This is a genomic window from Streptomyces sp. NPDC005648 (genome assembly GCF_040605395.1).
Lineage (GTDB): Bacteria > Actinomycetota > Actinomycetes > Streptomycetales > Streptomycetaceae > Streptomyces.
In genome coordinates this window covers 33458-58576 of the sequence record NZ_JBEXCS010000057.1, presented here as the reverse complement: position 1 = coordinate 58576, position 25119 = coordinate 33458, and the positions used below count along the sequence as shown (strand labels likewise).

Here is a 25119-nt window from a genome sequence, read left to right as displayed (position 1 = left end):
GCCCGCCGCCCGCCGCCCGCCGCCCGCCGCCCGGCGTCAGCCGCCCACCGCCCGGCGTCAGCCGCCGTACGCCCCCGACGCCGTCAGCCGCAGGGCCGTGTCGATCAGGGGCACGTGGCTGAAGGCCTGGGGGAAGTTGCCCACCTGCCGCTGCAGGCGCGGGTCCCACTCCTCCGCCAGGAGGCCCAGGTCGTTGCGGAGCGACAGCAGCTTCTCGAAGAGCTTGCGGGCCTCGTCCACCCGGCCGATCATCGCGAGGTCGTCCGCCATCCAGAAGGAGCAGGCCAGGAAGGCACCCTCGTCGCCGGGGAGGCCGTCCACGCCCTCGTCGCCGCCCGAGGTCGGGTAGCGCAGGATGAAGCCGTCCGGCGTGGACAGCTCGCGCTGGATGGCCTCGATGGTGCCGATGACGCGCTTGTCGTCGGGCGGCAGGAAGCCCATCTGCGGGATCAGCAGCAGCGAGGCGTCCAGCTCCTTGGAGCCGTACGACTGCGTGAAGGTGTTGCGCTCCTTGTCGTAGCCCTTCTCGCACACGTCCCGGTGGATGTCGTCGCGCAGTTCGCGCCAGCGCTCCAGCGGGCCGTCCGCGTCACCGGACTCGATGAGCTTGATGGTGCGGTCCACGGCGACCCAGGCCATGACCTTGGAGTGCACGAAGTGGCGGCGCGGGCCGCGCACCTCCCAGATGCCCTCGTCCGGCTCGTCCCAGTGCTGCTCCAGGTAGCGGATCAGCTTGAGCTGGAGGAGGGAGGCGTAGTCGCTGCGGGCGAGACCGGTCATATGGCCGAGGTGCAGGGCCTCGGTGACCTCGCCGTAGACGTCGAGCTGGAGCTGGTGGGCGGCGCCGTTGCCGACGCGCACCGGCGCCGAGTTCTCGTAGCCGGGCAGCCAGTCCAGCTCCGCCTCGCCGAGCTCGCGCTCGCCCGCGATGCCGTACATGATCTGCAGGTTCTCGGGGTCGCCGGCGACGGCCCGCAGCAGCCACTCGCGCCAGGCACGGGCCTCCTCGCGGTAGCCGGTGCGCAGCAGCGAGGAGAGGGTGATGGCCGCGTCACGCAGCCAGGTGTAGCGGTAGTCCCAGTTGCGGACGCCGCCGATGTCCTCGGGCAGGGAGGTGGTGGGGGCCGCGACGATGCCGCCGGTGGGAGCGTAGGTGAGGGCCTTCAGGGTGATCAGCGAGCGGATCACCGCCTCGCGGTACGGGCCGTGGTACGTGCAGTGCTCGACCCACTCCCGCCAGAACTCCTCCGTCGCCTCCAGGGAGGCCTCCGGCTCCGGCAGCGGCGGCGGCTCCTTGTGCGAGGGCTGCCACGAGATGGTGAAGGCGATCCGGTCACCCGGGGCGACCGTGAAGTCCGAGTACGTGGTCAGCGACTTGCCGTAGGTCTCGCACTCGGTGTCGTACCAGACCGAGTCCGGGCCCGCGACGGCGACCGTGCGCCCGTCGTGCTTGTGCACCCACGGCACGACACGGCCGTAGGAGAAACGCATCCGGAGGGCCGAGCGCATCGGGACGCGGCCCGAGATGCCCTCGACGATGCGGATCAACTGGGGGGCGCCGTCACGCGGGGGCATGAAATCGGTCACGCGGACCGTGCCGCGCGGGGTGTCCCACTCGGATTCCAGGATCAGCGAGTCGCCGCGGTAGGTGCGCCGGGCGGCCGTCGGGGGCTGCGCGTCGGAGGCGTGGGCCGGGCCCAGGCGCCAGAATCCATGTTCCTCGGTGCCCAGCAGACCGGCGAAGATGGCATGCGAGTCGAAGCGGGGCAGGCACAGCCAGTCCACTGTGCCGTCCCGGCAGACCAAGGCGGCGGTCTGCATGTCTCCGATGAGTGCGTAGTCTTCGATGCGCCCGGCCACGTGCAACTCCAGTCGAACGGCCACGTCACCCCCGGGGAAACGGGGGCTGTCGCTTATTGCGGTCAAGGGGTCGTTGTAATGCGTCGTTGAGCGGTGAAGCAAAGCAGTCGTCCCTACCGTGTGGCAAAACGACAATTGATGCTCAACGAACTGACGAGCTCTCGTTGTTCCGGTCATCACGTGCGGGGGTGGTGACGTGTATCCGGCCGGGCTCGGCAGCGAGTGTCCGAGCAGGATACGACGCACGTAGATGATCTGTGTGCCGCTCCGGGCAACCCGGATCGGCCGAACGGGTGAGCAACCAGGGGGAAAGAGTCGAGAGAGTGCGGGTCTGTGGCGGCCCGTGCGCGGAGCGTGGCCGGAAGCCATCTCGCCGAGGCGCTGATACCCTGGTAGCCCGTGGACCGGTGGGCACGAATCCCCCGAACCGCACCTCCAGATCGCGACCACGGGAGCCCCCTCTTGGCCATGCCGCCGAAAGCCACGACGACCAAGCACATCTTCGTCACCGGGGGTGTCGCCTCCTCGCTCGGCAAGGGCCTGACGGCCTCCAGCCTGGGCATGCTGCTCAAGGCCCGCGGTCTGCGGGTGGTCATGCAGAAGCTCGACCCGTATCTGAACGTCGACCCCGGCACGATGAACCCCTTCCAGCACGGTGAGGTCTTCGTCACCAACGACGGCGCCGAGACCGACCTGGACATCGGACACTACGAGCGCTTCCTTGACCGCGACTTGGACGGCTCCGCCAACGTCACCACCGGCCAGGTCTACTCGACGGTGATCGCCAAGGAGCGGCGCGGCGAGTACCTGGGCGACACCGTGCAGGTCATCCCGCACATCACCAACGAGATCAAGCACCGCATCCGGCGCATGGCGACCGACGAGGTCGACGTCGTGATCACCGAGGTCGGCGGCACCGTCGGCGACATCGAGTCCCTGCCGTTCCTGGAGACCGTCCGCCAGGTCCGCCACGAGGTCGGCCGGGACAACGTCTTCGTCGTCCACATCTCCCTCCTGCCCTACATCGGCCCGTCGGGAGAGCTGAAGACGAAGCCGACCCAGCACTCGGTTGCGGCCCTCAGGAACATCGGTATCCAGCCGGACGCGATCGTGCTGCGCTGCGACCGCGAGGTGCCCACCGCGATCAAGCGCAAGATCTCCCTGATGTGCGACGTCGACGAGGCCGCCGTGGTCGCCTGCCCCGACGCCCGCTCGATCTACGACATCCCGAAGACCGTGCACGGCGAGGGCCTGGACGCCTATGTCGTCCGCAAGCTGGACCTGCCGTTCCGCGACGTGGACTGGACGACCTGGGACGACCTGCTCGACCGCGTCCACAACCCCGACCACGAGATCACCCTCGCCCTGGTCGGCAAGTACATCGACCTGCCCGACGCCTATCTCTCGGTCACCGAGGCGCTGCGCGCCGGCGGCTTCGCCAACAAGGCCCGCGTGAAGATCAAGTGGGTCACCTCCGACGACTGCAAGACCCCGGCGGGCGCGGCGGCCCAGCTCGCCGACGTCGACGGCATCTGCATCCCCGGCGGCTTCGGCGACCGCGGTGTGCTCGGCAAGGTCGGCGCGATCAGGTACGCCCGCGAGAACCGGATCCCGCTGCTCGGGCTCTGTCTGGGCCTGCAGTGCATCGTGATCGAGGCCGCGCGCAACCTTGCCGACATCCCCGACGCCAACTCCACCGAGTTCGACTCCGCCACCGGCCACCCGGTCATCTCCACCATGGCCGAGCAGCTGGACATCGTCGCCGGCGAGGGCGACATGGGCGGCACGATGCGCCTGGGCATGTACCCGGCCAAGCTGGCCGAGGGCTCCATCGTCCGGGAGGTCTACGACGGCAAGGAGTACGTCGAGGAGCGGCACCGGCACCGCTACGAGGTCAACAACGCCTACCGCGCCGAGCTCGAGAAGAAGGCGGGCATCCTGTTCTCCGGCACTTCTCCGGACGGCAAGCTCGTCGAGTACGTGGAGTACCCGCGCGAGGTGCACCCTTACCTGGTCGCCACCCAGGCGCACCCCGAGCTGCGCTCGCGCCCGACGCGCCCGCACCCGCTCTTCGCGGGCCTGGTGAAGGCCGCGGTCGAGCGGAAGAGTTCCGAGTAACACGAGAGTTGTACGGTGGCCGGGGTGCCCGCATTCAAAGGCGGGCACCCCGGCTTCATTTGTTTTACCGGCTTCATCTGTTCCAAGAGCGCGGAGGACAGGGCATGACGATCAAGGACGCTCCCGAGGAGTGGGAGATCCGGGCGACGGAGACCCCCTTCGTGGGCAACAAGACCTCCGTCCGCACGGACGACGTGGTCATGCCCGACGGCACGGTCGTCCACCGCGACTACCAGGTCCACCCGGGCTCGGTCGGCGTCCTCGCCCTGGACGACGAGGGACGCGTCCTGGTGATCCGCCAGTACCGCCATCCCGTGCGCCAGAAGCTCTGGGAGATCCCGGCCGGCCTGCTCGACGTGCCCGGCGAGAACCCGCTGCACGCGGCCCAGCGCGAGCTCTACGAGGAGGCGCACGCCAAGGCGGAGGACTGGCGGGTGCTGGCCGACGTCTACACGACGCCGGGCGGCTGCGACGAGGCCGTGCGGATCTTCCTCGCCCGGGATCTGTCCGAGGCGGAGGGCGAGCGCTTCGAGGTCGAGCACGAGGAGATCGACCTGGAGTACGACCGTGTGCCGCTCGACGAGCTGGCCCGGGGTGTCCTCGCGGGTGAACTGCACAACAACTGCCTTGTCGTGGGCGTCCTCGCGCTCCTCGCCGCCCAGCACGGCGACGGGCTCGACGCGCTGCGTCCGGCCGAGGCCCCGTGGCCCGCGCGTCCGTTCGAGTCCTGAACACTTCCCGGCGCGCCGGTGTGACCATCGGCTGATCCGATCGAGGGACCTGTCCGCCGCGCTCCACCAGGAACGTTGCAGAGCGTGAACTAGGCTCTGACCCATGCCCGGACCGGAGTCCCGGCGGGCTTGCGCGTGCGGTGGGACGGGAGTGTGGCCCGTGACGGATCAGGCGGTGGACACGGCAGGCGGCGCACGGCTGTCGGAAAGTCAGTTCCTGGGCCGTACAAGGGAGTTGAAGGACCTGCGTGCCGACATCGAGCGCGCCGGTCTGGACACCCTGTCCGGGAAGAAACCCCCACGCGCGCGCGTGCTGCTCATCGCCGGCCGCCCCGGCTCGGGACGGACCACGCTCGCCGAGGAGCTCGTCCGACAGGTCGCGGACCGTTACGACGACGGGGTGCTGCGCGCCCGGCTCAGCGAGCCCGACGGCACCCCCGTCCCGGTCGAGCGCGCCGCCCGTGAGCTGCTCGCCGCCCTGGAGCGGCCGACCCCCGCCGGAGCGGACGCCGACGACCTCGGCGCGGCGCTCCGGGAGGCCCTCGCCGACCGCCGGACGCTGATCCTGCTCGATGACGCGGCCGACGCCGAGCAGGTCGACGCCCTGCTCCCGGACACACCCGACTCCCTGGTCGTCGCCGTCTCCGGCGGTCCGCTCACCGGCATCTCCGACGTCCGCCCCTGCACCCTGGGCGGCCTCGACACCAAGTCCGCCCTGGAGCTGCTCACCCGGTACACCGGCTCGGTCCGCATCACCGTGGACCCGCGGGCCGCCGAGGGCCTGGTCGAGGAGTGCCAGGGGCAGCCGGCCGCGCTGGAGCTCGCGGGCGGCTGGCTCGCCGCCCGGCCCCAGGCCGCCGTCGCCGACCTCGCCAAGCATCTGCACACCGAGGACGAGGGCACCCCGCTCAGCCGTGTCTTCAGGCTCGCCTACGGCTCGCTGCCCTCGACCGCCGCGCGGATACTGCGACTGCTCTCCCTCGCCCCGGCGGGCCTCGTCGACCCGCACACCGCCTCCGCGCTCGCCGGCTGCTCGGTGAACGGCGCCCGCACCACCCTGGACGACTTCGTCGCCCTCGGCTTCCTGCGCGCCGTGGACTCCCCGCTCCCGCAGTACGAGGTCCCGGCCTGTCTGCACCCCCTGCTCAAGGCCCTCGCCGAGTCCCAGGACCGGCCCGGGGAGCTGCAGCTGGCCCGGGCCAGGATGCTGGAGCGGACCGTACGGCTGCTGCAGTCCTCCCGCGCGATCACCGAGACCGACGACCCCGAGGCCCGCGAGAAGCTCCAGGGCATGCCCCGCTCGTTGCGCTTCCCGAGCCCCCGGGCCGCCGAGGACTGGCTGCGCGTCCGCCGGCCCGCCCTGCTGGCCGCCGCCCGGGCCGCGGTGGCCGACGGCGAGCTGGACACGCTCGCCCGCCGGCTGATGTCCCAGCTGGTCAGGGCGATGGTCGCGCACTTCGGGACGCAGGCCGCCGCGCCCGATCTGTACGGCCTCCACGGTCTGGTCCTGGACGTCGCCGAGCGCCGGAGACTGCCCAGGGAGAAGGCGGCGGCGCTGCTGAACCTGGGCGATCTCGATGCCCGGACCGGGCGTACGGCGGACGCGCTGGTGCGCTACCGGGCGGCACTGGACGCCGGACGCGAGGCGAATGACCCGTACGCGACCGGTCGCGCGATGGAATCCGTAGGCGGTGCGCACCTGGAGCTCGGGGACTACGACCGGGCCGCCGACTGGTTCGGCCGCGCCCTGGCCCAGCGGCAGGCCCGGGACGAGCGGACGGACGCCGCCCGGCTGTACGGCCGTATCGCCGCCGCGCACACCTACGCGGGCCGCTACGGCGAGGCCCTGCGGAACTGGCGGGCCGCGGTCGCCGGGTACCGCAAGGACGGTGATGTGGCCGCCCACGCAAGGGCGTTGAGCGAGCTCGCGCGGGTCCAGGAGTACGCCGGACGGCCCGAGGAGTCCCTGCGCACCTGCCACGAGGCGCTGGATCTCGCGCGCCGCGCCGAGGACGTACGGCTGCAGGCTGCGCTCCAGCTGCGGCTCGCCGACACCATGGAGCACCTCGGCGATCCGGCCGCCGCCCAGCTGCACCGGGCCACCGCCCAGCGGCTGCTGGGGGAGGAATCCCAGGACGCCGAGGGGGCCGACGAGATCGAAGTTCCGAAACAAGGCGCTGACGCCTACGAAATCCGTAGTACATCCGCTGAAGATTGATGCAATGAAAGGCTAGACAGCGGGAACACCTTCATTAGACTGGCTCTGCCGCACCTTCTCCTGCGGTGTCTCCCGGTGTGTTCCGTCATGCCTGGGTACGTGTTGTATTGCCCCACATCCACTGAGCCAAGGACCGTGATCCACGTGAAGGTCGGCATCCCCCGCGAGGTCAAGAACAACGAGTTCCGGGTGGCCATCACCCCTGCCGGTGTGCACGAGCTGGTGCGCCACGGCCACCAGGTCGTCATCGAGCAGGGCGCCGGCCTCGGCTCCTCGATCCCGGACGAGGAGTACGTCGCCGCGGGCGCGAAGATCCTCGCCGGCGCCGACGAGGTGTGGGCCACCGCCGACCTGCTGCTCAAGGTCAAGGAGCCCATCGCGGAGGAGTACCACCGCCTTCGCAAGGACCAGACGCTCTTCACGTACCTGCACCTGGCCGCCTCCAAGGAGTGCACCGACGCGCTCATCGAGTCCGGCACCACCGCGATCGCCTACGAGACCGTCGAGCTGCCCTCCCGCGCGCTTCCGCTGCTCGCCCCGATGTCCGAGGTCGCGGGCCGGCTCGCCCCGCAGGTCGGCGCCTACCACCTGATGCGATCGGTCGGCGGCCGCGGTGTGCTCCCCGGCGGTGTCCCCGGCACCCAGCCCGCGCGTGCCGTCGTCATCGGCGGCGGTGTCTCCGGCTGGAACGCCACCCAGATCGCCGTCGGCATGGGCTTCCACGTCACGCTGCTGGACCGCGACATCAACAAGCTGCGCGAGGCCGACAAGGTCTTCGGCACCAAGGTCCGGGCGATCATGTCCAACTCCTTCGAGCTGGAGAAGGCCGTCCTGGACGCCGACCTCGTCATCGGCGCGGTGCTCATCCCGGGCGCCAAGGCCCCGAAGCTGGTCACCAACGAGCTGGTCGCCCGGATGAAGCCGGGAAGTGTTCTTGTCGACATCGCGATCGACCAGGGCGGCTGCTTCGAGGACTCACGTCCGACCACCCACGCCGAGCCGACCTTCCGGATCCACGACTCGGTCTTCTACTGCGTCGCCAACATGCCCGGCGCGGTGCCCAACACCTCGACCTACGCGCTCACCAACGCCACGCTGCCCTACATCGTCGAACTCGCCGACCACGGCTGGGTGGAGGCGCTGCGCCGCGACCCCGCGCTCGCCAAGGGTCTCAACACCCATGACGGCAAGGTCGTTTACCGCGAGGTCGCGGAGGCGCACGGACTGGAGCACGTGGAGCTCGACACACTGCTCGGCTGACCCACGACGTTAAGTCTCCTTTTGGTAAAGGTCGATACGTCAACACAGGTCGTCAACACCGTGCGCGCGGCCGGACCTTGTCCCACAAGGTCCGGCCGAGTGTGTGTATGGTCACTTTGCGGCTCTAGGTCAACTCGCGTCGAACGTAACCCTTGAACCGATTCGTACACCGGCGAAACCTGCCGTGCGACGGCCGTACGCCCTTGACAGAGGGATGTTTCATTGCCGACACATCCTGCCGGGTCCGGCGGATTGTGTTGCTGCGGACGCCCGACACGCCATAGAGTCGCCAACCGTCGGCATGGTGCCACGCTGACCTGTCTAGAAGTTTCCTGGTCACCAAGGAGGTAAGACGACTTGTGAATGAGTCGACATTTTCTCCCGGGGGTGGTCAACCAGGAACGCCGGTACGGGGCCAGGACCCCGCGGGGTTCGAGGCTGTCGGCTCCGTCGCTGTGCGCACCTTCGCAGCCCATCAGAGCCCGGGTCCGCAGCTGATCCGGACTGCACACCAGAGCATGGATGGCCATCACGTGAACGCCATGGCCGGCGACGGAAGTGGCGCGCCCCACAACCACTTCGCCGACTACGACGAACTGCCCGAGGGGCACTTCTACGACCCCGACGCGGAGTACGAGCCGGACCCCGAGTACGCGGCCACGCTCGCGCCCGACGCCGCCCGGCAGCGCCGTGAGCGCGTCGGTCCGACCGGGCGCCCGCTGCCGTACTTCCCGATCCCGGGTCCACTGACCAGCCACGGTCCCGCGACGATCATCGCGATGTGCAACCAGAAGGGCGGCGTCGGCAAGACCACGTCGACCATCAACCTGGGTGCCGCGCTCGCGGAGTACGGCCGGCGTGTGCTGCTCGTGGACTTCGACCCGCAGGGCGCGCTGTCGGTGGGTCTCGGCGTCAACCCGATGGAGCTCGACCTCACCGTCTACAACCTGCTCATGGAGCGGGGCATGGCGGCCGACGAGGTGCTCCTGAAGACCGCGGTCCCGAACATGGACCTGCTGCCCAGCAACATCGACCTGTCCGCCGCCGAGGTCCAGCTGGTCTCCGAGGTCGCGCGCGAGTCGACGCTGCAGCGGGCCCTGAAGCCGCTCATGGCCGACTACGACTACATCGTGATCGACTGTCAGCCCTCGCTGGGTCTGCTCACGGTGAACGCGCTGACGGCCGCGCACAAGGTGATAGTGCCTCTGGAGTGCGAGTTCTTCGCGCTGCGTGGTGTCGCGCTGCTGACGGAGACCATCGAGAAGGTCCAGGAGCGGCTCAACCCCGAGCTGGAGCTCGACGGGATCCTCGCCACGATGTACGACTCGCGCACGGTCCACAGCCGCGAGGTGCTGGCCCGGGTGGTCGAGGCGTTCGACGACCACGTCTACCACACGGTCATCGGCCGCACGGTCCGCTTCCCGGAGACCACGGTCGCCGGTGAGCCGATCACCACGTACGCCTCCAACTCCGTCGGCGCCGCCGCGTACCGCCAGCTCGCCAGGGAGGTGCTCGCCCGGTGTCACGCCGAGTGAGTCTGCCGGGGGCCGACGAACTCTTCCGTACGACAGGGGGAATGGCGCTCCAGCCGTCCACTCCGCGGCGGGGGGCCAACGGCGAAGCCCGTGTGCCCGCGCCCGCGGGGGAGAGCGACCCGGCCGGAGCGTCCGAGGACGCGCCGCAGTCGGTGCCCGCGCAGGGCGGCGACGGCGAGGGCGCGGAGCATGTGGCGGCGGAGCCCGAGCCGATCGACGCCGGGCAGTCCCGCAGCCGGGGCGCGGAGCGCTCCGGACGAGGTCAGGCGGCGCAGGAAGGTTCTGCCCCCGCCGCGGGCGCCCAGCCGCGCAAGCGCGGTCGCTCCTCGGCCTCACGCCGTCCGAGCGGACGCGAGCGGCACGACGAGAAGATCACCGTGTACGTGTCCGCCGAGGAGCTGATGGACCTGGAGCACGCGCGTCTGGTGCTGCGGGGCGAGCACGGCCTCGCGGTCGACCGCGGGCGGATCGTCCGGGAGGCGGTCGCCGTGGTCCTGGCCGACCTGGAGTCCCGCGGGGACGCGAGCATTCTCGTACGCCGGCTGCGGGGGCGGTAGGCGGTAGCCTGCGGGGGCTATGACCTCGAACGACGTTCCCGTCCCCGGCACCGGCGGCTCCGCCGGCCGCCGACGTGCGCTGGGGCGTGGCGCGGCCGCTCCCCAGGTGGAGCCGGAGCCCCCGGCACCGGTCGAGCAGCCCCTGGCCGAGGCGGAGCCCCCGGCGAGTGTCGAGCAGCCCCTCGTCGAGACGGCGGTGCCGGTCGAGACGGCGGTCTCTGTCGAGGAGGCGCTTCCTACCGAGGCCGGCGATCCGGCAGAGGCCGGCGATCCTGCCGGCCCCGGCGAAACTGCCGGACCCAGCGAACCCGACGCTTCTGCCGGACCCGACGCTTCTGCCGGACCTGGCGAACTGGCCGGACCTGGCGAACTGGCCGGACCTGGCGAACTGGCCGGACCCGGCGAACTGGCCGGACCCGGCGAACTGGCCGGACCCGGTGAACCGGCCGACTCGGGTGACGGTGTGTTCAAGGTGCGCCTGTCCAACTTCGAGGGCCCCTTCGATCTGCTGCTCCAGCTGATCTCCAAGCACAAGCTCGATGTCACCGAGGTCGCCCTGTCCAAGGTGACCGACGAGTTCATGGCCCACATCCGCGCCATGGGGCCGGACTGGGACCTGGACGAGACGACCGAGTTCCTGGTCGTGGCCGCCACCCTGCTCGACCTCAAGGCCGCCCGGCTGCTGCCCTCCGCCGAGGTCGAGGACGAGGGCGACCTCGCCCTCCTGGAGGCCCGGGACCTGCTGTTCGCCCGGCTGCTCCAGTACCGGGCGTACAAACAGATCGCCGACATCTTCAACGCGCGGCTGGACGAGGAGGCCCGGCGCTACCCCCGTACCGTCGGACTCGAACCGCACCACGCCGAGCTGCTGCCCGAGGTGGTCATCAGCATCGGGCCGGAGGGGTTCGCCAGGCTCGCGGTCAAGGCGATGCAGCCCAGGCCGAAGCCCCAGGTGTACATCGACCACATCCACGCGCCGCTGGTCAGCGTGCAGGAGCAGGCCCAGATCGTGGTCGCGCGGCTGCGGGAGCTGGGGGAGGCCAGCTTCCGCGCCCTGGTCGAGGACACCGAGGACACGCTGACCGTGGTGGCCCGGTTCCTGGCGCTGCTGGAGCTGTACCGGGAGAAGGCCGTGGCGCTGGACCAGGAGGCCGCCCTCGGGGAGCTGATCGTGCGGTGGACCGGCGGCGAGGGGGAGCGCACGCCGACCGTGACCGACGAGTTCGACCGGCCACCCGAGGTGCCCAAGGACGAAGGCAGGAAGGAGAAGGCGTGAGCGAGGAGACGACTCAGCTCCCGGCGGGCCTCCGTGGCGTCGCCGACCTCGACCTCAAGCCCGCCCTGGAGGCGGTCCTCATGGTCGTGGACGAGCCCGCGACCGAGGAGCACCTGGCGAAGATCCTGGAGCGGCCCAAGCGGCAGATCGGCGACGCGCTGCGGGCGCTGGCCGACGAGTACGCGGTGCAGCGCCGCGGCTTCGAGCTGCGGTTCGTCGCGGGTGGCTGGCGGTTCTACAGCCGGGCCGAGTACGCGCCGGCCGTGGAGCGGCTCGTGCTGGACGGCCAGACGGCCCGGCTCACCCAGGCGGCCCTGGAGACCCTCGCCGTCGTCGCCTACCGCCAGCCGGTGAGCCGCAGCCGCGTCTCGGCCGTACGAGGAGTCAACTGTGACGGGGTCATGCGGACCCTGCTGCAGCGGGGTCTGGTCGAGGAGGCGGGCACGGAACCCGAAACAGGTGCGATCCTGTACAGGACGACGAACTACTTCCTGGAGCGGATGGGCCTGCGCGGTCTGGACGAGCTCCCGGAGCTCGCGCCCTTCCTCCCGGAGGCGGAGGCGATCGAGGCCGAGACCCAGGAAGGGGTGCCGTCGTTCGATCCGGACGCTCCGGATTCCGACGAAGCAGACGACAAGACGGAACTTTGATGCGAAGCAGCAGCGGCAGGAACAGCAGCGGAAACAACGGCGGGAGCCGTGGTGGCAACAGCGGCGGCCGCGGCGGGAGCAGCGGTGGACGCGGGAACTCCCGCGGCGCCGGCAACAACCGCGACGACAAGCAGGGCGGCCGGCCGAAGAAGCCCCGCCCCGAGGAGCGCCGCTACGACGTGGGCCCCGGCGGCACCCAGGACGGCCCGAAGTCGGGGCGCGGCGCCTCGGCGCGCGGTGGCGCCAAGGGCGGCCCCAAGCAGGGCCAGGGCACGGGGCGAGGCCGTTCGGTGCCCGCGACCTCCCGCGAGTACGAGGCGCGTGCCGAGGAGCGCAACCGGGAGCGGTACGCGGGCAAGAAGGACGTGAAGCTCCCCAAGACCTTCCCGGGCGCCGAGCAGGAGGGCGAGCGGCTGCAGAAGGTGCTCGCGCGCGCGGGCTACGGCTCCCGGCGTGCCTGCGAGGAGCTGATCGAGCAGGCGCGCGTCGAGGTGAACGGCGAGATCGTCCTGGAGCAGGGCAAGCGGGTCGACCCGGAGAAGGACGAGGTCAAGGTCGACGGCCTGACGGTCGCGACGCAGTCGTACCAGTTCTTCTCGTTGAACAAGCCGGCCGGTGTCGTCTCGACGATGGAGGACAACGAGGGCCGGCAGTGCCTCGGCGACTACGTCACCAACCGTGAGACGCGGCTCTTCCACGTCGGGCGGCTGGACACCGAGACCGAGGGCGTCATCCTGCTCACCAACCACGGCGAGCTGGCGCACCGGCTGACCCACCCCAGGTACGGCGTGAAGAAGGTCTACCTCGCGCACATCGTGGGCCCGATCCCGCGCGACCTGGGCAAGCAGCTCAAGGACGGCATCCAGCTGGAGGACGGGTACGCGAAGGCGGACCACTTCCGGGTCGTCGAGCAGACCGGCAAGAACTACCTGGTCGAGGTGACCCTGCACGAGGGGCGCAAGCACATCGTGCGCCGCATGCTGGCGGAGGCCGGCTTCCCGGTCGACAAGCTGGTGAGGGTCGCCTTCGGGCCGATCACCCTGGGCGACCAGAAGTCGGGGTGGCTGCGGCGGCTGTCCAACACGGAGGTCGGGATGCTGATGAAGGAAGTCGACCTGTAGGAGTACCGGGTGCGTCCCGGGCGGTGCGGCGCGCCATGCTCTCCGCGGCGCGCACCGCGGCGGTGCCGCAGCAGTTGTTGAACAGGACGTGCAGCTGGTCGACTCGGGCGGCCAGGTCGCGCAACCGGGGGAGCCAGCCCAGGAGTTCGGGCTCGGTGTAGTCGTGGCGGAATCGGTCCTCCTTCGTCCCGGTGCCCCATGCAGGGCTCCGGCCGTGAAAGCGGACCACGGACAGCTGCGGCGAGGTGACCGGCGTGACGGGCGGGATGGAGCGGGGGAGGGACTGGTTCATGTCCACGGCCACGGCGGTCATGCCATGACGGCTCAGCAGGGCCCGGGTCGCCTCCGCCCATTCGTCCCGCCACCAGCCGGGGTGGCGGAACTCCACGGCCACGGGCCAGCCCGCGGTCCGTTCGGCGCAGTCGTGGAGGAACTGCCCGGCCCTCCTTCCGGGGCGCAGCCACGGGGGTAACTGGAAGAGCACCGTGCCGAGCCGGCCGGCCGCCAGGAGGGGTTCGATCCCCTCGGTGAAACGCGCCCAGACCTCGTCCAGCACCTTGGGGCTGCGGGGGTCGGCGGGCAGGCCCTTCGGCATCGTGGACGGGCGGGTGGGGTGCCCGGTCAGCAGCGAGAAGGCCTTCACGTCGAAGACGAAGCCGTCAGGCGTGCGTTCGGCCCACTGCCGGGTGATGCGCGGGTTGGGCAGCGCGTAGTACGTGCTGTCGGCCTCGACGACCGGGAAGCGTTCGGCGTAGTGGCGCAGCCGCCCCTCCGGGTCGCGCCGGCCCGGCGGATACCAGCCGCTGTCGACCAGCGCGCGGTCGGTCCAGGAACACGTGCCCACGAGGATCTCGCCCATGGGGTGCCGGTTACCCCCGGAAGGGTTGTGGAAGCACGCCCCGCGTATTTATAGTCGTAGTGACTATAAAGGGGGGTGGGTGGCTTGGCCCGCGACACGTCGGACGACGGCAGGTACACGAAGTACGCCGGGTACGCCTACGACAAGTACGCCTACGAGCCCTTCGCCGTCACCGTCGACCTCGCCGTCCTCACCGTGCGCGAGGGCGTGCTGCGGGTACTGCTCGTGGAGCGGGGGCAGGAGCCGTACGCCGGGCACTGGGCGCTGCCGGGCGGGTTCGTGGAGCCGGACGAGTCCGCCGAGACCGCGGCACGGCGTGAACTCGCCGAGGAGACCGGGCTGTCGGACGTGACCGGGCTGCATCTGGAGCAGTTGCGGACCTACAGCGAGCCCGGCCGCGATCCCCGTATGCGGGTCGTGTCCGTGGCCTTCACCGCCCTGCTGCCCGATGCCCCCGAACCGCACGCCGGCAGTGACGCGGCACGGGCCGAGTGGCTGCCGTACGACTCGGCGCGACCGCTCGCCTTCGACCACGACCGGATCATCGCCGACGCCCATGAACGCGTCGGCGCCAAGCTCGAGTACACCTGCCTCGCCACCGCGTTCTGCCCGCCCGAGTTCACCCTGGGCGAGCTGCGGCACGTGTACGAGGCGGTCTGGGGGACCGACCTGGACCGGCCCAACTTCCGCCGCAAGGTGCTCGCCACGCCCGGGTTCGTCGAACCCGTGCCGGGGGCGGCCCGGTTGACCGGCGGGCGCGGCAAACCCGCCGCCCTGTATCGCGCGGGACCGGCCACAAGCCTCTCGCCGCCGCTCCTGAGACCACCCCCGGAAGGACGCCCCGCATGACCACCACCACGACCGTCGCCAAACGGGCCGCGACCGGCGCGCTCGTCGGGCTCGCCCTCGGCGACGCGCTCGGTTTCCCGACCGAGTTCAACGACGTCTCCTCGATCCTCGCCAAGTGCGGGCCGTGGCGGCAGATGAGGCTGCCCACGCCCGCGATCGTCACCGACGACACCCAGATGACGCTGGCGCTCGGCCGGGGTCTGCGCTCGGCCATGGACCGCGGGGTGCTCGCGCCGAAGCGGCTGGAGCGGCCGCTGCGCGAGGAGTTCGTGGACTGGTACCAGTCGCCGGAGAACAACCGGGCCCCCGGGAACACCTGTCTGCGGGCCTGCCATCTGCTCAAGGACGAGAACAGGCCCTGGCAGGACGCCAGTCAGGTCGGGTCCAAGGGGTGCGGGGCCAACATGCGGGTCGCGCCCATCGGACTCGTGCCCGGGCTGAGCGACGAACAGCGGGCGGGGGCCGCCCAGTTGCAGTCCGGGCTCACCCACGGGCATCCCACGGCGCTCGCCGCGTCCGACCTCACCGCCCGTGCCGTACGGCTGCTCGCGCACGGCACCGAGCCGGCCGCACTCCTCGGCCTGCTACGGTCGTACGCCGAGGAGAACCGCTCGCACTACAACCACCGCTGGCTCGGCGACCTGTGGACCCGCGGCCAGGACGCCACCGCCGAGAGCTTCATCGCCCGGGGCTGGGACGACTGCCTGGCGATCCTGGACCGACTGGAGACCGCCGTGCGGACGGCCGACCCGGAGGCCGATCCCTGCCTGGCCACCGGCGCCGGGTGGATCGCCGAAGAGGCCTTCGCCACCGGCCTGTTGTGCTTCCTGCTCTTCACCGACGAGCCCGTGACCGCCATCCGGCGGGCCGCGTGCACCTCCGGCGACTCGGACTCCATCGCCTGTCTCACCGGGGCCTTCGCCGGCGCCTGGCACGGGGCCGACGCCTGGCCCACGGAGTGGGCCGACCGGATCGAGTACCGGGGCGACCTGATGACCCTCGGGGCGCTCTGGGACGCCTGAGCGCTCGCCCCGTCACGCCAGGCGGATCGAGTCCCCCTCGACCTTGATCTGCTCCGCGGGCAGCGGCTTCGGGGCCGGGCCACCGGCCACCGAGCCGTCGGCGATGCGGTACTTGCTGCCGTGGCAGGGGCAGTCGATGGTGCCGCCGGAGACCTCGGACACCGTGCAGCCCAGGTGGGTGCAGATCGCCGAGAAGGCCTTGAACTCGCCCTGCTTCGGCTGGGTGACCACGACCTTCTGATCCTTGAAGATCTTGCCGCCGCCGACCGGGATCTCGGTGGTCTTCGCGAGTTCCTGGCCGCCGGAGGCGTGCGCCGAGGACGAACCCGAGCCGCTGCCGCTGTCGCCGTACTTGCTGCAGCCCGCGGCGAGCGCGGCCGCGCCCGTCGCGAGGAGAACCGTGCGCCGCGTCTCGCGGTGGGTCATGTCGTCACTCCGAACGTACGGAAGAACCAGAAGGCGGAGGTCAGCCAGAGGAGGGTGAGGACCGAGAAGACCAGCCCGCCGACGAACGGCAGCAGCCAGCCGGGGAGCCGCTCCGAGCGGAGCAGCAGCATCTTGGCACTGAAGGCACCGAAGAAGAAGCAACCCAGGACCGAGTGCCACATCACGCGTGTCGAGTAGGTCTGGTAGCCCAGCGCGTAGAGGCAGTGCACGGCGACCGGGACGGCCACCAGGAAGGCGACACGGCCCGACCAGCGGTGCAGCGTCGCCGACCAGCTCGGGCCCGGCAGCTTTCCGTAGACCATGAAGGCGCTGACCAGCTGGACCAGGGCGAAGAAGAAGGCGGTCGAGGCCAGCCAGGACTTCACCGCGCCCGTGCTGCTGAAACCGGCGAGGTTGAAGGCGGTGCCCGCCGGGTCGTGGGTCCGGCCGTACACCCCGAGCCCGACCGCCACCGCGGCGGCGACCAGGGCCGGGACCAGAAAGCGGGCCGGGCCCGGCGCGCGGTGGGCCGGTGGCCGGGGCGGGAAACTCTGGGTCGCGGCGTTCGGGTCGACGCTCATGTCGGCTCCCTGGGCAGGCGGAGAAGGTCAGGTCCGTGGGCGGGGATGGGGGTCAGGGCGTTACGGGATGTGCCGTGAGCCGTTGGCCGTCGACCGTGGTCACACCTGTCTCCGGGTCGATGCTGGGCGCGGCCGACGGCGCTCCGTCGCGGGTGACGATGCCGACCTGCCTGCCGCCGGGCAGGACGATCCAGCCGCCGACGATCTTCGCGCCGGCCACCTGGCTGTTCGCCCGGTAGATCCCGGACGGCTTCTTCGCCCTGTCGATGGTGAACGTGTAGTGCCCGCCGCCGAGGTCCGCGGTGCCGCGCAGCTGCTTGCCGCCCTTCGGCGCGGCGGTCAGCTTCGCGCCGTGGGCCCCGCTCAGGCTCAGGCTGCCGTCGTCCCGTACCTCGCCCCGCAGCCACGACTCGATGTTGTGGCCGTCGCAGAAGTACGCGATCGCCTTGCCGCCGCGCAGCGAGACGGCGACCGCCGAGGAGTCGTCGTCGGTACGACCCGTGTAGACGCCGTCGGCCGCCGTCGGCCTGGACGGCGAGGGGCTGGCCGATGGGCTGGCCGAGGAGCTCGCGGCGGAGGGCGTCGGCGACGCGGAGACGGCCGGCGACTTCTCCTTGTACGGGGAGGACACGGTCTTCGTCCCCGTGGTCGCGTTGAGCGTGAGCATGAACAGGCCGAACAGCAGTCCCGCCAACAGAGTCAGCAGCGGTCCAGGACGCTTCATCACGGGCCTCCCCCGAGGCGGGTTTCCTGCCATGAGAGCGGACCGGCGGGCCCGGCGTAAAGAGGCGCACGGGCTGCGCTCGTACCAAGTAGCGGAATAGAGACATTCGGGTGACATTGTCGTTGATCGCCGGGGCGTCTCAGCGGTCGGGCGGCGGGAGCCCCCGCGAGCCGGGCTGACTAGGCTGGACGGGCACAGAGCCGGGATGTACAGCAGCAAGGAGTCGAGCCGTGGCGGTACGAGCGGTCCGGGGAGCCGTCCAGCTGGAGCGGGACGAGGCCGGGCACATGGACGAGCAGGTCGGGGCACTGCTCACCGCCGTCCTGGAGCGGAACGAACTGACCGCCGACGACCTCATCAGTATCTGGTTCACGGCCACACCGGACCTGCACAGCGACTTCCCGGCGGCCGCCGCACGCAAGCTCGGCATCGTCGACGTGCCGCTGATCTGCGCCCAGGAGCTGGACATCGAGGGCGCCATGCCCCGGGTCGTCCGCATCCTCGCGCACATCGAGTCCGACAGGCCGCGTGCCGGGATAGCGCATGTGTACCTCGGCGCCGCCGCCGCTCTGCGCAAGGACATCGCCCAGTGAGAACCGCACTCGTCATCGGCACCGGCCTCATCGGCACGTCCGCCGCGCTCTCCCTCGCGGGGCGGGGCGTCGTCGTCCACCTCACCGACCACGACCCCGAGCAGGCCCGTACGGCGGCGGCGCTCGGCGCCGGCACGGACGAGGCGCCCGGCGGCCCGGTCGACCTCGCGATCGTCGCCGCGCCCCCCGCGCATGTGGCGGGGGTGCTGGCCGACGCCATGCGGCGCGGGCTGGCCCGCGGCTACATCGACGTGGCGAGCGTGAAGGGCGGCCCACGGCGCGAACTGGAGGCGCTGGGCCTGGACCTGGCCGCGTACATCGGCACGCACCCGATGTCCGGCCGGGAGAAGTCCGGTCCGCTGGCCGCGACCGCCGACCTCTTCGAGGGGCGGCCCTGGGTGCTGACGCCGACCCGGGACACCGACACCGAGGTGCTGAACCTCGCCCTCGAACTGGTCTCGCACTGCCGGGCCGTTCCGGTGGTGATGGACGCGGACGCCCACGACCGTGCGGTGGCGCTGGTGTCGCACATGCCGCACCTGGTCTCCAGCATGGTCGCCGCGCGGCTGGAGCACGCGGAGGAGTCGGCCGTACGGCTGTGCGGGCAGGGCATCCGGGACGTGACCCGGATCGCCGCCTCCGACCCCCGGATGTGGATCGACATCCTGTCCGCGAACCCCGGACCGGTGGCCGACCTGCTGTCGGATGTCGCCGGGGACCTGGAGGAGACCGTGCGGGCGCTGCGGGCGCTCCAGTCCTCGGACGAGGCCAAGCGGGGGGAAGGCGTCGCCGGGATCCAGGACGTGCTGCGGCGCGGGAACGCCGGGCAGGTGCGGGTGCCGGGCAAGCACGGGTCGGCTCCACGGGCGTACGAGGTGGTGGCGGTGCTGATCGACGACCAGCCGGGGCAGCTGGCCCGGATCTTCGCCGATGCCGGGCGGGCCGGGGTGAACATCGAGGACGTGCGGATCGAGCATGCGACGGGGCAGCAGGCGGGGCTGGTGCAGTTGATGGTGGAGCCGCAGGCGGCGGCCGTGCTTTCTGCTGCGCTGCGGGAGCGGGGGTGGGCGATCCGGCAGTAGGTGGTGCCGGGGTCTGCCGTGCCGTCCGGGGGCTGCCGCCCCCAGGCCCCCGCTTGTCGGCCTGCGGCCTCGTCCTCAAACTCCCCCGGAGGGGGCACCCCCCAGACGGGCTGAATGCGGAGTGCCGGGTGGGCTGGATTCGCCCGACCGGCGTAGCCAGTAACCTTGTGCAGGGCATCTTCGCGCCCCGCACCCACCGCATCGCACCAGGAAGGTGTCCCTCCGTGGAAAACGGCGCCGCCCAGCCCGTGATCGTCGCCATCGACGGTCCCTCCGGCACCGGCAAGTCGAGCACGTCGAAGGCCGTCGCCGCGCAGCTCGGTCTGAGCTACCTGGACACCGGTGCCCAGTACCGGGCGATCACCTGGTGGATGGTGAACAACGGCATCGACATCGAGGACCCGTCCGCGATCGCCGCCGTGGCCGGAAAGGCCGAGATCGTCTCCGGTACCGACCCGAACGACCCGACGATCACCGTCGACGGGACCGACGTGGCCGGACCGATCCGCACCCAGGAGGTCACCTCCAAGGTCAGCGCGGTCAGCGCGGTGCCCGAGGTGCGGGCGCGGATCACCGAGTTGCAGCGGTCCGTCGCGGCGGGCGCGGAGAAGGGGATCGTGGTCGAGGGGCGGGACATCGGTACGACCGTGCTGCCCGACGCCGACCTGAAGATCTTCCTCACCGCCTCCGCCGAGGCCCGTGCGGCCCGCCGCAGCGGCGAGCTGAAGGGCGCCGACGTCGACGCCACCCGTGAGGCCCTGATCAAGCGGGACGCGGCCGACTCCTCCCGGAAGACCTCGCCGCTCGCCAAGGCGGACGACGCGGTCGAGGTGGACACCACCGAGCTCACGCTCCAGCAGGTCATCGAGTGCGTGGTCACCCTCGTCGAGGAGAAGCGGGCCGGGAAGTGACAGTCCCCTCCGAGAAGGGCGCCGAGGTCGGACGGCGTATCGGCGTCGGCCTGATGTACGGGCTGTGGAAGCCGCGGGTCCTCGGCGCCTGGAAGATGCCGGCGACCGGCGCCGCCATCCTCGCCGTCAACCACTCGCACAACATCGACGGGCCGATGGTCATGGGCGTGGCGCCCCGGCCCACGCACTTCCTGATCAAGAAAGAGGCGTTCGTCGGACCGCTCGACCCGTTCCTGCTCGGCATCGGGCAGGTCAAGGTCGACCGCTCCGGAGCCGACCGCACGGCGATCACCCAGGCCTTGGACGTGCTGGCCGCCGGCGGGGTCCTCGGCATATTTCCCGAGGGCACCCGTGGTGACGGCGACTTCGCCGCGCTGCGGGCCGGCCTCGCGTACTTCGCCGTCCGCAGTGGGGCGCCGGTCGTCCCGGTCGCGGTGCTGGGAAGTTCCGAGCGGCGGGGACGGTTGATGAAGGGGCTGCCTCCGCTGCGCAGCCGTATCGACGTCGTCTTCGGCGACCCCTTCGAGGCGGGCGACGGAAGCGGACGGCGCACGCGCAAGGCGCTCGACGAGGCGACCGAGCGCATCCAGAAGCAGCTCACCGCGCACCTGGAAAACGCCAGGCGGCTGACCGGCCGCTAGGCGACACTGAGTAGTGGATCAGTCCGGAGGAACCGGCTGGTCCACCGATCACCACGATGAACTACGAGGTACGGACTTCATGAACGACCACATCCACTCCGACGGCTCGGGCGAGGAGCACGACCACGGGGCGCTTGGCGACGCCGAGTACGCGGAGTTCATGGAGCTCGCCGCGGAAGAGGGCTTCGACCTCGAGGACGTCGAGGGCGCCATCGAGGCCGCCGGGCACGGGCCGCTGCCGGTCCTGGCGGTGGTCGGGCGGCCCAACGTCGGCAAGTCGACCCTCGTCAACCGCATCATCGGGCGCCGTGAGGCCGTCGTCGAGGACAAGCCCGGCGTCACCCGGGACCGGGTGACCTACGAGGCCGAGTGGGCGGGCCGCCGCTTCAAGGTCGTCGACACCGGCGGCTGGGAGCAGGACGTCCTCGGTATCGACGCCTCCGTGGCCGCCCAGGCCGAGTACGCGATCGAGGCGGCCGACGCCGTCGTGTTCGTCGTCGACGCCAAGGTGGGCGCCACCGACACCGACGAGGCGGTCGTACGACTGCTGCGCAAGGCCGGGAAGCCGGTCGTGCTGGCCGCCAACAAGGTGGACGGGCCCAGCGGGGAGGCCGATGCCGCGTACCTCTGGTCACTCGGTCTCGGTGAGCCGCACCCCGTCTCCGCCCTGCACGGCCGTGGCACCGGCGACATGCTGGACGCCGTTCTGGAGGCACTGCCGGAGGCGCCCGAGCAGACCTTCGGCGGCGCCGGGGTCGGCGGGCCGCGCCGTATCGCGCTCATCGGGCGCCCGAACGTCGGCAAGTCCTCCCTCCTCAACAAGGTGGCGGGCGAGGAGCGCGTCGTCGTCAACGAACTGGCCGGCACCACCCGTGACCCGGTCGACGAGCTGATCGAACTCGGCGGCGTCACCTGGAAGTTCGTCGACACGGCCGGTATCCGCAAGCGGGTCCACCTCCAGCAGGGCGCCGACTACTACGCCTCCCTGCGCACCGCGGCCGCCGTGGAGAAGGCCGAGGTCGCGGTCATCCTCATCGACGCCTCCGACTCCATCTCGGTGCAGGACCAGCGGATCGTGACGATGGCCGTCGAGGCCGGGCGCGCGATGGTCATCGCCTACAACAAGTGGGACACCCTCGACGAGGAGCGCCGCTACTACCTGGAGCGCGAGATCGAGACCGAGTTCGGCCAGGTGGCGTGGGCGCCCCGGGTCAATGTCTCGGCGCGCACCGGGCGGCACATGGAGAAGCTGGTCCCGGCCATCGAGACGGCCCTGGCGGGCTGGGAGACGCGTGTCCCCACCGGCCGGCTCAACGCCTTCCTCGGCGAGCTGGTCGCCGCCCACCCGCACCCCATCCGGGGCGGCAAGCAGCCGCGCATCCTCTTCGGCACCCAGGCCGGCACCAAGCCCCCGCGCTTCGTGCTCTTCGCCTCCGGCTTCATCGAGGCGGGCTACCGGCGCTTCATCGAGCGGCGACTGCGCGAGGAGTTCGGCTTCGAGGGCACCCCGATCCATATCTCGGTGCGGGTGCGCGAGAAGCGCGGCAACAAGAAGAAGTAGCCGAAGGACGACGGAGAGGAGGGCGGCCCCCACGGGGGCCGCCCTCCTCTCCGTCGCCGCCGCTCAGACCCTTCTCAGCGAGCCGGGCGGCAGCGCCGCCGGCACATGGTGCATGCCCGTGCCCTGCGGCCCGATCTGCCCGACCCGCTGCCACTGCGACTGCTGCCGGGCGCTCTGCGCCCCGGCGCTGTACGCACCGTAGGAGCTGCTGAACGACCCCGGCCGATGCACCGGATACGTCCCCGTGCTGTGCGGGATGTTCCCGAAGGCGGTGAACCCCAGCTCCTCCTCGCCGCTCCGGTCGCCCGGCAGCGTACGGAACGACTTGACCCACTCCGCGTAGAGCGCGTCATAGATCGGCGTGGCCGATGGGCCGCCCGGATAGTCCGGAGCCGACCGCGAGGACGGAATCGACTGGAGGGACGGGCGGCGCGGAACGTCGTAGGTGTGCACGTATGTCCAAACGACCGCAGGTCACTCGGGATGCGGGTGCACCCGAGCGCTCCTCACGTCCCCGCGAGGGGCATGGCGGCGGCGACCAACTTGCCGTTGGCGGCGGCCTTGTCGAGCGCGTCCCGCAGCAGGTCCTCGCGCGGCTGCCGCCCGATCGACCCCACCGGAGCCGCGAACATCAGGACCTGCTGGTGCTTGTTGGCGGCGGCCCGCCAGCTCTCCGTGACCTGGAGCGGCTGGTGCGCCTGCCACCAGGCGACCGGCTGACCACCGGTGCTGCTCGGCTGCAGCACCGCGTGCAGCCGGCCCACGGCGAGCAGCACCGACCAGCCGTGCAGCACCGGAGGCACCTCGGTGATCTGCGTCAGCGGCATGAAGCCCTGCTCGATCAGCAGCGGCAGGAAGTCGTCGCCGAGTCCCGTCGTGCCGGGGCGGACGATCGGGCCGGTCGGCTCGACCACCAGCGCCGGGTGCAACTCCCCGGCGATCAGGACGAGTCCACTGGTGACCCCGAGCACGGCCTGCTCGGGTACGACCTTGTCGGGGTCCAGGTCGACGGTGTCGCCGGAGATGGACTTCACGGCTCCCCGGAGCTGCTCCTCGGTGACCTGGACGACCTGCGAGGGCAGGCAGGTGGCGTGGGCGAAGGCGAGGACGGCGGTCTCGTCGCCGACGAACAGGACGGTGCTGGTGCGCTCCTGTTCGGAGTCGCCCTGGGTGCGGCAGGACGTGCAGTCGTAACTGCCGGGGGCGTTCTCTCCGGCGAGCAGCCGGTCGGCTTCTTCGTCGCCGATCTCGGCGCGTACCTCGTCGCTGACGTCGAGCATGCGCGGCACGGGTGACTCCCTCGGGAAGCGGTGCCCGGGTGGGTCCCGGGCTCATGAAGAAGACAACGGGCGATCTGTGGCGGGAGTCACGCTCCAGGGCGAACGGAATCAATCCATCCGACGCGGATGGTTGCGAGAGGTGCGGAATTGGTCACTCACCGTCAATTCCTCGGAAACCCAAGGAAGTTGGTTGCGTGAAGTGAGTCACAGATCATCGAGACCGCTGGTCGACAAATCAGGAAATCGGCGAATGAAGTGGGTGGCCGGAAATCGTCAATACCGGCGGTAACGGCGAACTGGCCTGGAATGACGGGCGGTTGGTTGCTGACGCCTCGCCAGGCTCCTTAGATTCCTCGGCCGTGTGCAACGAGCACCGCTCGGGATCGTCCGCCGGCCGCACCAAAGCCAGCACCACAGCACCACCTCCAGCGGACGGGGCGGAGCGCGAGGACCGCGTCGACACGTGGAAAGCGCGCCCCGCCCGGGGGACCCCGGGTTGTTGGAGAGGGAACTTCATGTCCGAGTGTGCCGATACCAACCGCGACAACGCTCGTAAGACCCAGACCCGTACGGCGGCGGTCCTCGCCGGGGCGGCACTGCTCGCCCCCCTCGGACTGCTGGCCGCCACCGGCAACGCCGCCGCGGCGGACGGTGGGGTGTGGGACCGCATCGCCCAGTGCGAGAGCGGCGGCAACTGGCACATCAACACCGGCAACGGCTACTACGGCGGGCTCCAGTTCTCCGCCGGCACCTGGCGCGCGTACGGCGGTTCGGCCTACGCCCCGACCGCCGACAAGGCGTCCAGGCAGGCGCAGATCGCCGTCGCCACCAAGGTCCAGCACGCCCAGGGCTGGGGCGCCTGGCCGGTCTGTTCGGCGCGGGCCGGAGCGTACGGCAGCGCACCCGCCTCCTCCGGTTCGGTGACCACCGACTCCGTGAAGACCACCAAGGCGGCCCCGGCGAAGAAGCCGGTGAGGAAGCCGTCGCACAAGGCGCCGGTCCGGGCGTCGGAGCACTCCTCCCGCAGTGCCTCGCGCGGTGACTACACGGTCCGCGAGGGCGACACCCTGAGCAAGATCGCCGCCCGGCACGGGACCACCTGGCAGAAGCTCTACGCCGCCAACAAGGCCGTCATCGGCGGTGATCCCGACCTGATCGTGCCCGGCCAGCAGCTCGTCGTCTGAGCCGCTCCCCCCTGATCCGGGCCCGGGGCCTCGTCCGGTCGTCCGACCGGACGGGGCCTTCCGCCGTTCCCGGCCCGCCG

24 protein-coding genes are annotated in these 25119 nt (G+C 71.0%); 17 read left to right on the top strand and 7 right to left on the bottom strand.

The annotated features are described in order from the left end of the window. Positions 1 to 57: 57 nt before the first annotated feature. On the bottom strand, positions 58 to 1860 hold the full coding sequence (locus ABZT17_RS28720; RefSeq protein ID WP_356352806.1) for a glycoside hydrolase family 15 protein: 1803 nt from the start codon (positions 1858 to 1860) through the stop codon (positions 58 to 60). A gap of 468 nt (positions 1861 to 2328) precedes the next feature. Between ABZT17_RS28720 and ABZT17_RS28715 the strand changes: the two genes are divergently transcribed. The 9 genes from ABZT17_RS28715 (at position 2329) to ABZT17_RS28675 (ending at position 13326) form a co-directional block, all read left to right on the top strand. Further along, positions 2329 to 3978 carry a CTP synthase gene (locus tag ABZT17_RS28715; RefSeq protein ID WP_356352802.1) on the top strand — a complete coding sequence of 550 codons (1650 nt, stop codon included), beginning with the start codon at positions 2329 to 2331 and terminating at the stop codon, positions 3976 to 3978. A 104-nt stretch (positions 3979 to 4082) separates the two neighbouring features. Next, positions 4083 to 4709: an NUDIX hydrolase gene (locus ABZT17_RS28710; protein WP_356352800.1), complete on the top strand. Its 627-nt coding sequence runs from the start codon at positions 4083 to 4085 to the stop codon at positions 4707 to 4709. Positions 4710 to 4869: 160 nt separating this feature from the next. Beyond that, complete coding sequence (locus tag ABZT17_RS28705) at positions 4870 to 6927, top strand: tetratricopeptide repeat protein (RefSeq protein ID WP_356352798.1); 2058 nt, start codon at positions 4870 to 4872, stop codon at positions 6925 to 6927. Between the two features lie 144 nt (positions 6928 to 7071). Then, the gene (ald, locus tag ABZT17_RS28700; RefSeq protein WP_356352805.1) at positions 7072 to 8187 is read left to right on the top strand and encodes an alanine dehydrogenase; all 1116 of its coding nucleotides are present in this window, start codon (positions 7072 to 7074) and stop codon (positions 8185 to 8187) included. Positions 8188 to 8546: 359 nt separating this feature from the next. Further along, entirely contained in the window at positions 8547 to 9722 is a 1176-nt protein-coding gene (locus ABZT17_RS28695; protein WP_356352796.1) for a ParA family protein, read from the top strand. Next, the gene (locus ABZT17_RS28690; RefSeq protein ID WP_356352795.1) at positions 9707 to 10279 is read left to right on the top strand and encodes a hypothetical protein; all 573 of its coding nucleotides are present in this window, start codon (positions 9707 to 9709) and stop codon (positions 10277 to 10279) included. The genes ABZT17_RS28695 and ABZT17_RS28690 overlap by 16 nt, the downstream gene beginning before the upstream one ends. Positions 10280 to 10298: 19 nt before the next feature. Then, positions 10299 to 11555 (top strand): segregation/condensation protein A, encoded by a 1257-nt coding sequence (locus tag ABZT17_RS28685; RefSeq protein ID WP_356352793.1) that lies wholly within the window; start codon positions 10299 to 10301, stop codon positions 11553 to 11555. After that, positions 11552 to 12205, top strand: coding sequence for an SMC-Scp complex subunit ScpB (gene scpB / locus ABZT17_RS28680; protein ID WP_356352791.1), 654 nt, complete (start codon positions 11552 to 11554; stop codon positions 12203 to 12205). The genes ABZT17_RS28685 and scpB overlap by 4 nt, the downstream gene beginning before the upstream one ends. Continuing rightward, the gene (locus ABZT17_RS28675) at positions 12205 to 13326 is read left to right on the top strand and encodes a pseudouridine synthase (protein WP_356352790.1); all 1122 of its coding nucleotides are present in this window, start codon (positions 12205 to 12207) and stop codon (positions 13324 to 13326) included. Before scpB ends, ABZT17_RS28675 begins: the two co-directional genes overlap by 1 nt. On the opposite strand, the gene ABZT17_RS28670 is transcribed toward ABZT17_RS28675, so the two are convergent. Then, positions 13241 to 14185 (bottom strand): DUF72 domain-containing protein, encoded by a 945-nt coding sequence (locus tag ABZT17_RS28670; protein WP_356352788.1) that lies wholly within the window; start codon positions 14183 to 14185, stop codon positions 13241 to 13243. The two genes, ABZT17_RS28675 and ABZT17_RS28670, sit on opposite strands and share 86 nt — an antisense overlap. 84 nt (positions 14186 to 14269) lie before the next feature. On the opposite strand from ABZT17_RS28670, the gene ABZT17_RS28665 reads away from it, so the two are divergent. Both ABZT17_RS28665 and ABZT17_RS28660 read left to right on the top strand, forming a co-directional pair. After that, positions 14270 to 15034 carry an NUDIX domain-containing protein gene (locus ABZT17_RS28665; RefSeq protein ID WP_356352786.1) on the top strand — a complete coding sequence of 255 codons (765 nt, stop codon included), beginning with the start codon at positions 14270 to 14272 and terminating at the stop codon, positions 15032 to 15034. Continuing rightward, positions 15031 to 16056: an ADP-ribosylglycohydrolase family protein gene (locus tag ABZT17_RS28660; protein ID WP_356352784.1), complete on the top strand. Its 1026-nt coding sequence runs from the start codon at positions 15031 to 15033 to the stop codon at positions 16054 to 16056. The genes ABZT17_RS28665 and ABZT17_RS28660 overlap by 4 nt, the downstream gene beginning before the upstream one ends. 12 nt (positions 16057 to 16068) lie before the next feature. Here ABZT17_RS28660 and ABZT17_RS28655 read toward each other — a convergent pair whose 3' ends face one another. Genes ABZT17_RS28655 through ABZT17_RS28645 form a run of 3 tightly spaced genes read right to left on the bottom strand, consistent with a single transcriptional unit; the run spans position 16069 to position 17787 of the window. Beyond that, positions 16069 to 16482 carry a Rieske (2Fe-2S) protein gene (locus ABZT17_RS28655; RefSeq protein ID WP_356352782.1) on the bottom strand — a complete coding sequence of 138 codons (414 nt, stop codon included), beginning with the start codon at positions 16480 to 16482 and terminating at the stop codon, positions 16069 to 16071. Then, complete coding sequence (locus ABZT17_RS28650) at positions 16479 to 17063, bottom strand: DUF6529 family protein (protein WP_356352780.1); 585 nt, start codon at positions 17061 to 17063, stop codon at positions 16479 to 16481. The genes ABZT17_RS28655 and ABZT17_RS28650 overlap by 4 nt, the downstream gene beginning before the upstream one ends. A gap of 52 nt (positions 17064 to 17115) precedes the next feature. Then, positions 17116 to 17787 (bottom strand): hypothetical protein, encoded by a 672-nt coding sequence (locus ABZT17_RS28645; RefSeq protein ID WP_356352778.1) that lies wholly within the window; start codon positions 17785 to 17787, stop codon positions 17116 to 17118. 230 nt (positions 17788 to 18017) lie between these two features. Here ABZT17_RS28645 and aroH point away from each other — a divergent pair, with 230 nt between their 5' ends. The 5 genes from aroH to der all read left to right on the top strand — a co-directional run bounded on the left by aroH (position 18018) and on the right by der (position 22575). Beyond that, a complete protein-coding gene (aroH, locus tag ABZT17_RS28640; RefSeq protein ID WP_356352776.1) occupies positions 18018 to 18380 on the top strand; it encodes a chorismate mutase in 363 nt (120 codons plus the stop codon). Continuing rightward, the gene (locus ABZT17_RS28635) at positions 18377 to 19462 is read left to right on the top strand and encodes a prephenate dehydrogenase (RefSeq protein ID WP_356352775.1); all 1086 of its coding nucleotides are present in this window, start codon (positions 18377 to 18379) and stop codon (positions 19460 to 19462) included. Before aroH ends, ABZT17_RS28635 begins: the two co-directional genes overlap by 4 nt. 224 nt (positions 19463 to 19686) lie before the next feature. Next, complete coding sequence (gene cmk / locus ABZT17_RS28630) at positions 19687 to 20373, top strand: (d)CMP kinase (protein ID WP_356352773.1); 687 nt, start codon at positions 19687 to 19689, stop codon at positions 20371 to 20373. A gap of 53 nt (positions 20374 to 20426) precedes the next feature. Beyond that, the gene (locus ABZT17_RS28625) at positions 20427 to 21014 is read left to right on the top strand and encodes a lysophospholipid acyltransferase family protein (protein ID WP_356352804.1); all 588 of its coding nucleotides are present in this window, start codon (positions 20427 to 20429) and stop codon (positions 21012 to 21014) included. Positions 21015 to 21093: 79 nt separating this feature from the next. After that, positions 21094 to 22575: a ribosome biogenesis GTPase Der gene (gene der, locus ABZT17_RS28620; protein WP_356352771.1), complete on the top strand. Its 1482-nt coding sequence runs from the start codon at positions 21094 to 21096 to the stop codon at positions 22573 to 22575. A gap of 63 nt (positions 22576 to 22638) precedes the next feature. Here der and ABZT17_RS28615 read toward each other — a convergent pair whose 3' ends face one another. Both ABZT17_RS28615 and ABZT17_RS28610 read right to left on the bottom strand, forming a co-directional pair. Continuing rightward, positions 22639 to 23028: a hypothetical protein gene (locus tag ABZT17_RS28615; RefSeq protein ID WP_356352769.1), complete on the bottom strand. Its 390-nt coding sequence runs from the start codon at positions 23026 to 23028 to the stop codon at positions 22639 to 22641. A gap of 53 nt (positions 23029 to 23081) precedes the next feature. Beyond that, complete coding sequence (locus ABZT17_RS28610) at positions 23082 to 23864, bottom strand: hypothetical protein (protein WP_356352767.1); 783 nt, start codon at positions 23862 to 23864, stop codon at positions 23082 to 23084. 506 nt (positions 23865 to 24370) lie between these two features. Between ABZT17_RS28610 and ABZT17_RS28605 the strand changes: the two genes are divergently transcribed. Next, positions 24371 to 25039, top strand: a complete 669-nt coding sequence (locus ABZT17_RS28605) for a transglycosylase family protein (protein ID WP_356352765.1) — start codon at positions 24371 to 24373, stop codon at positions 25037 to 25039. Positions 25040 to 25119: the final 80 nt, after the last annotated feature.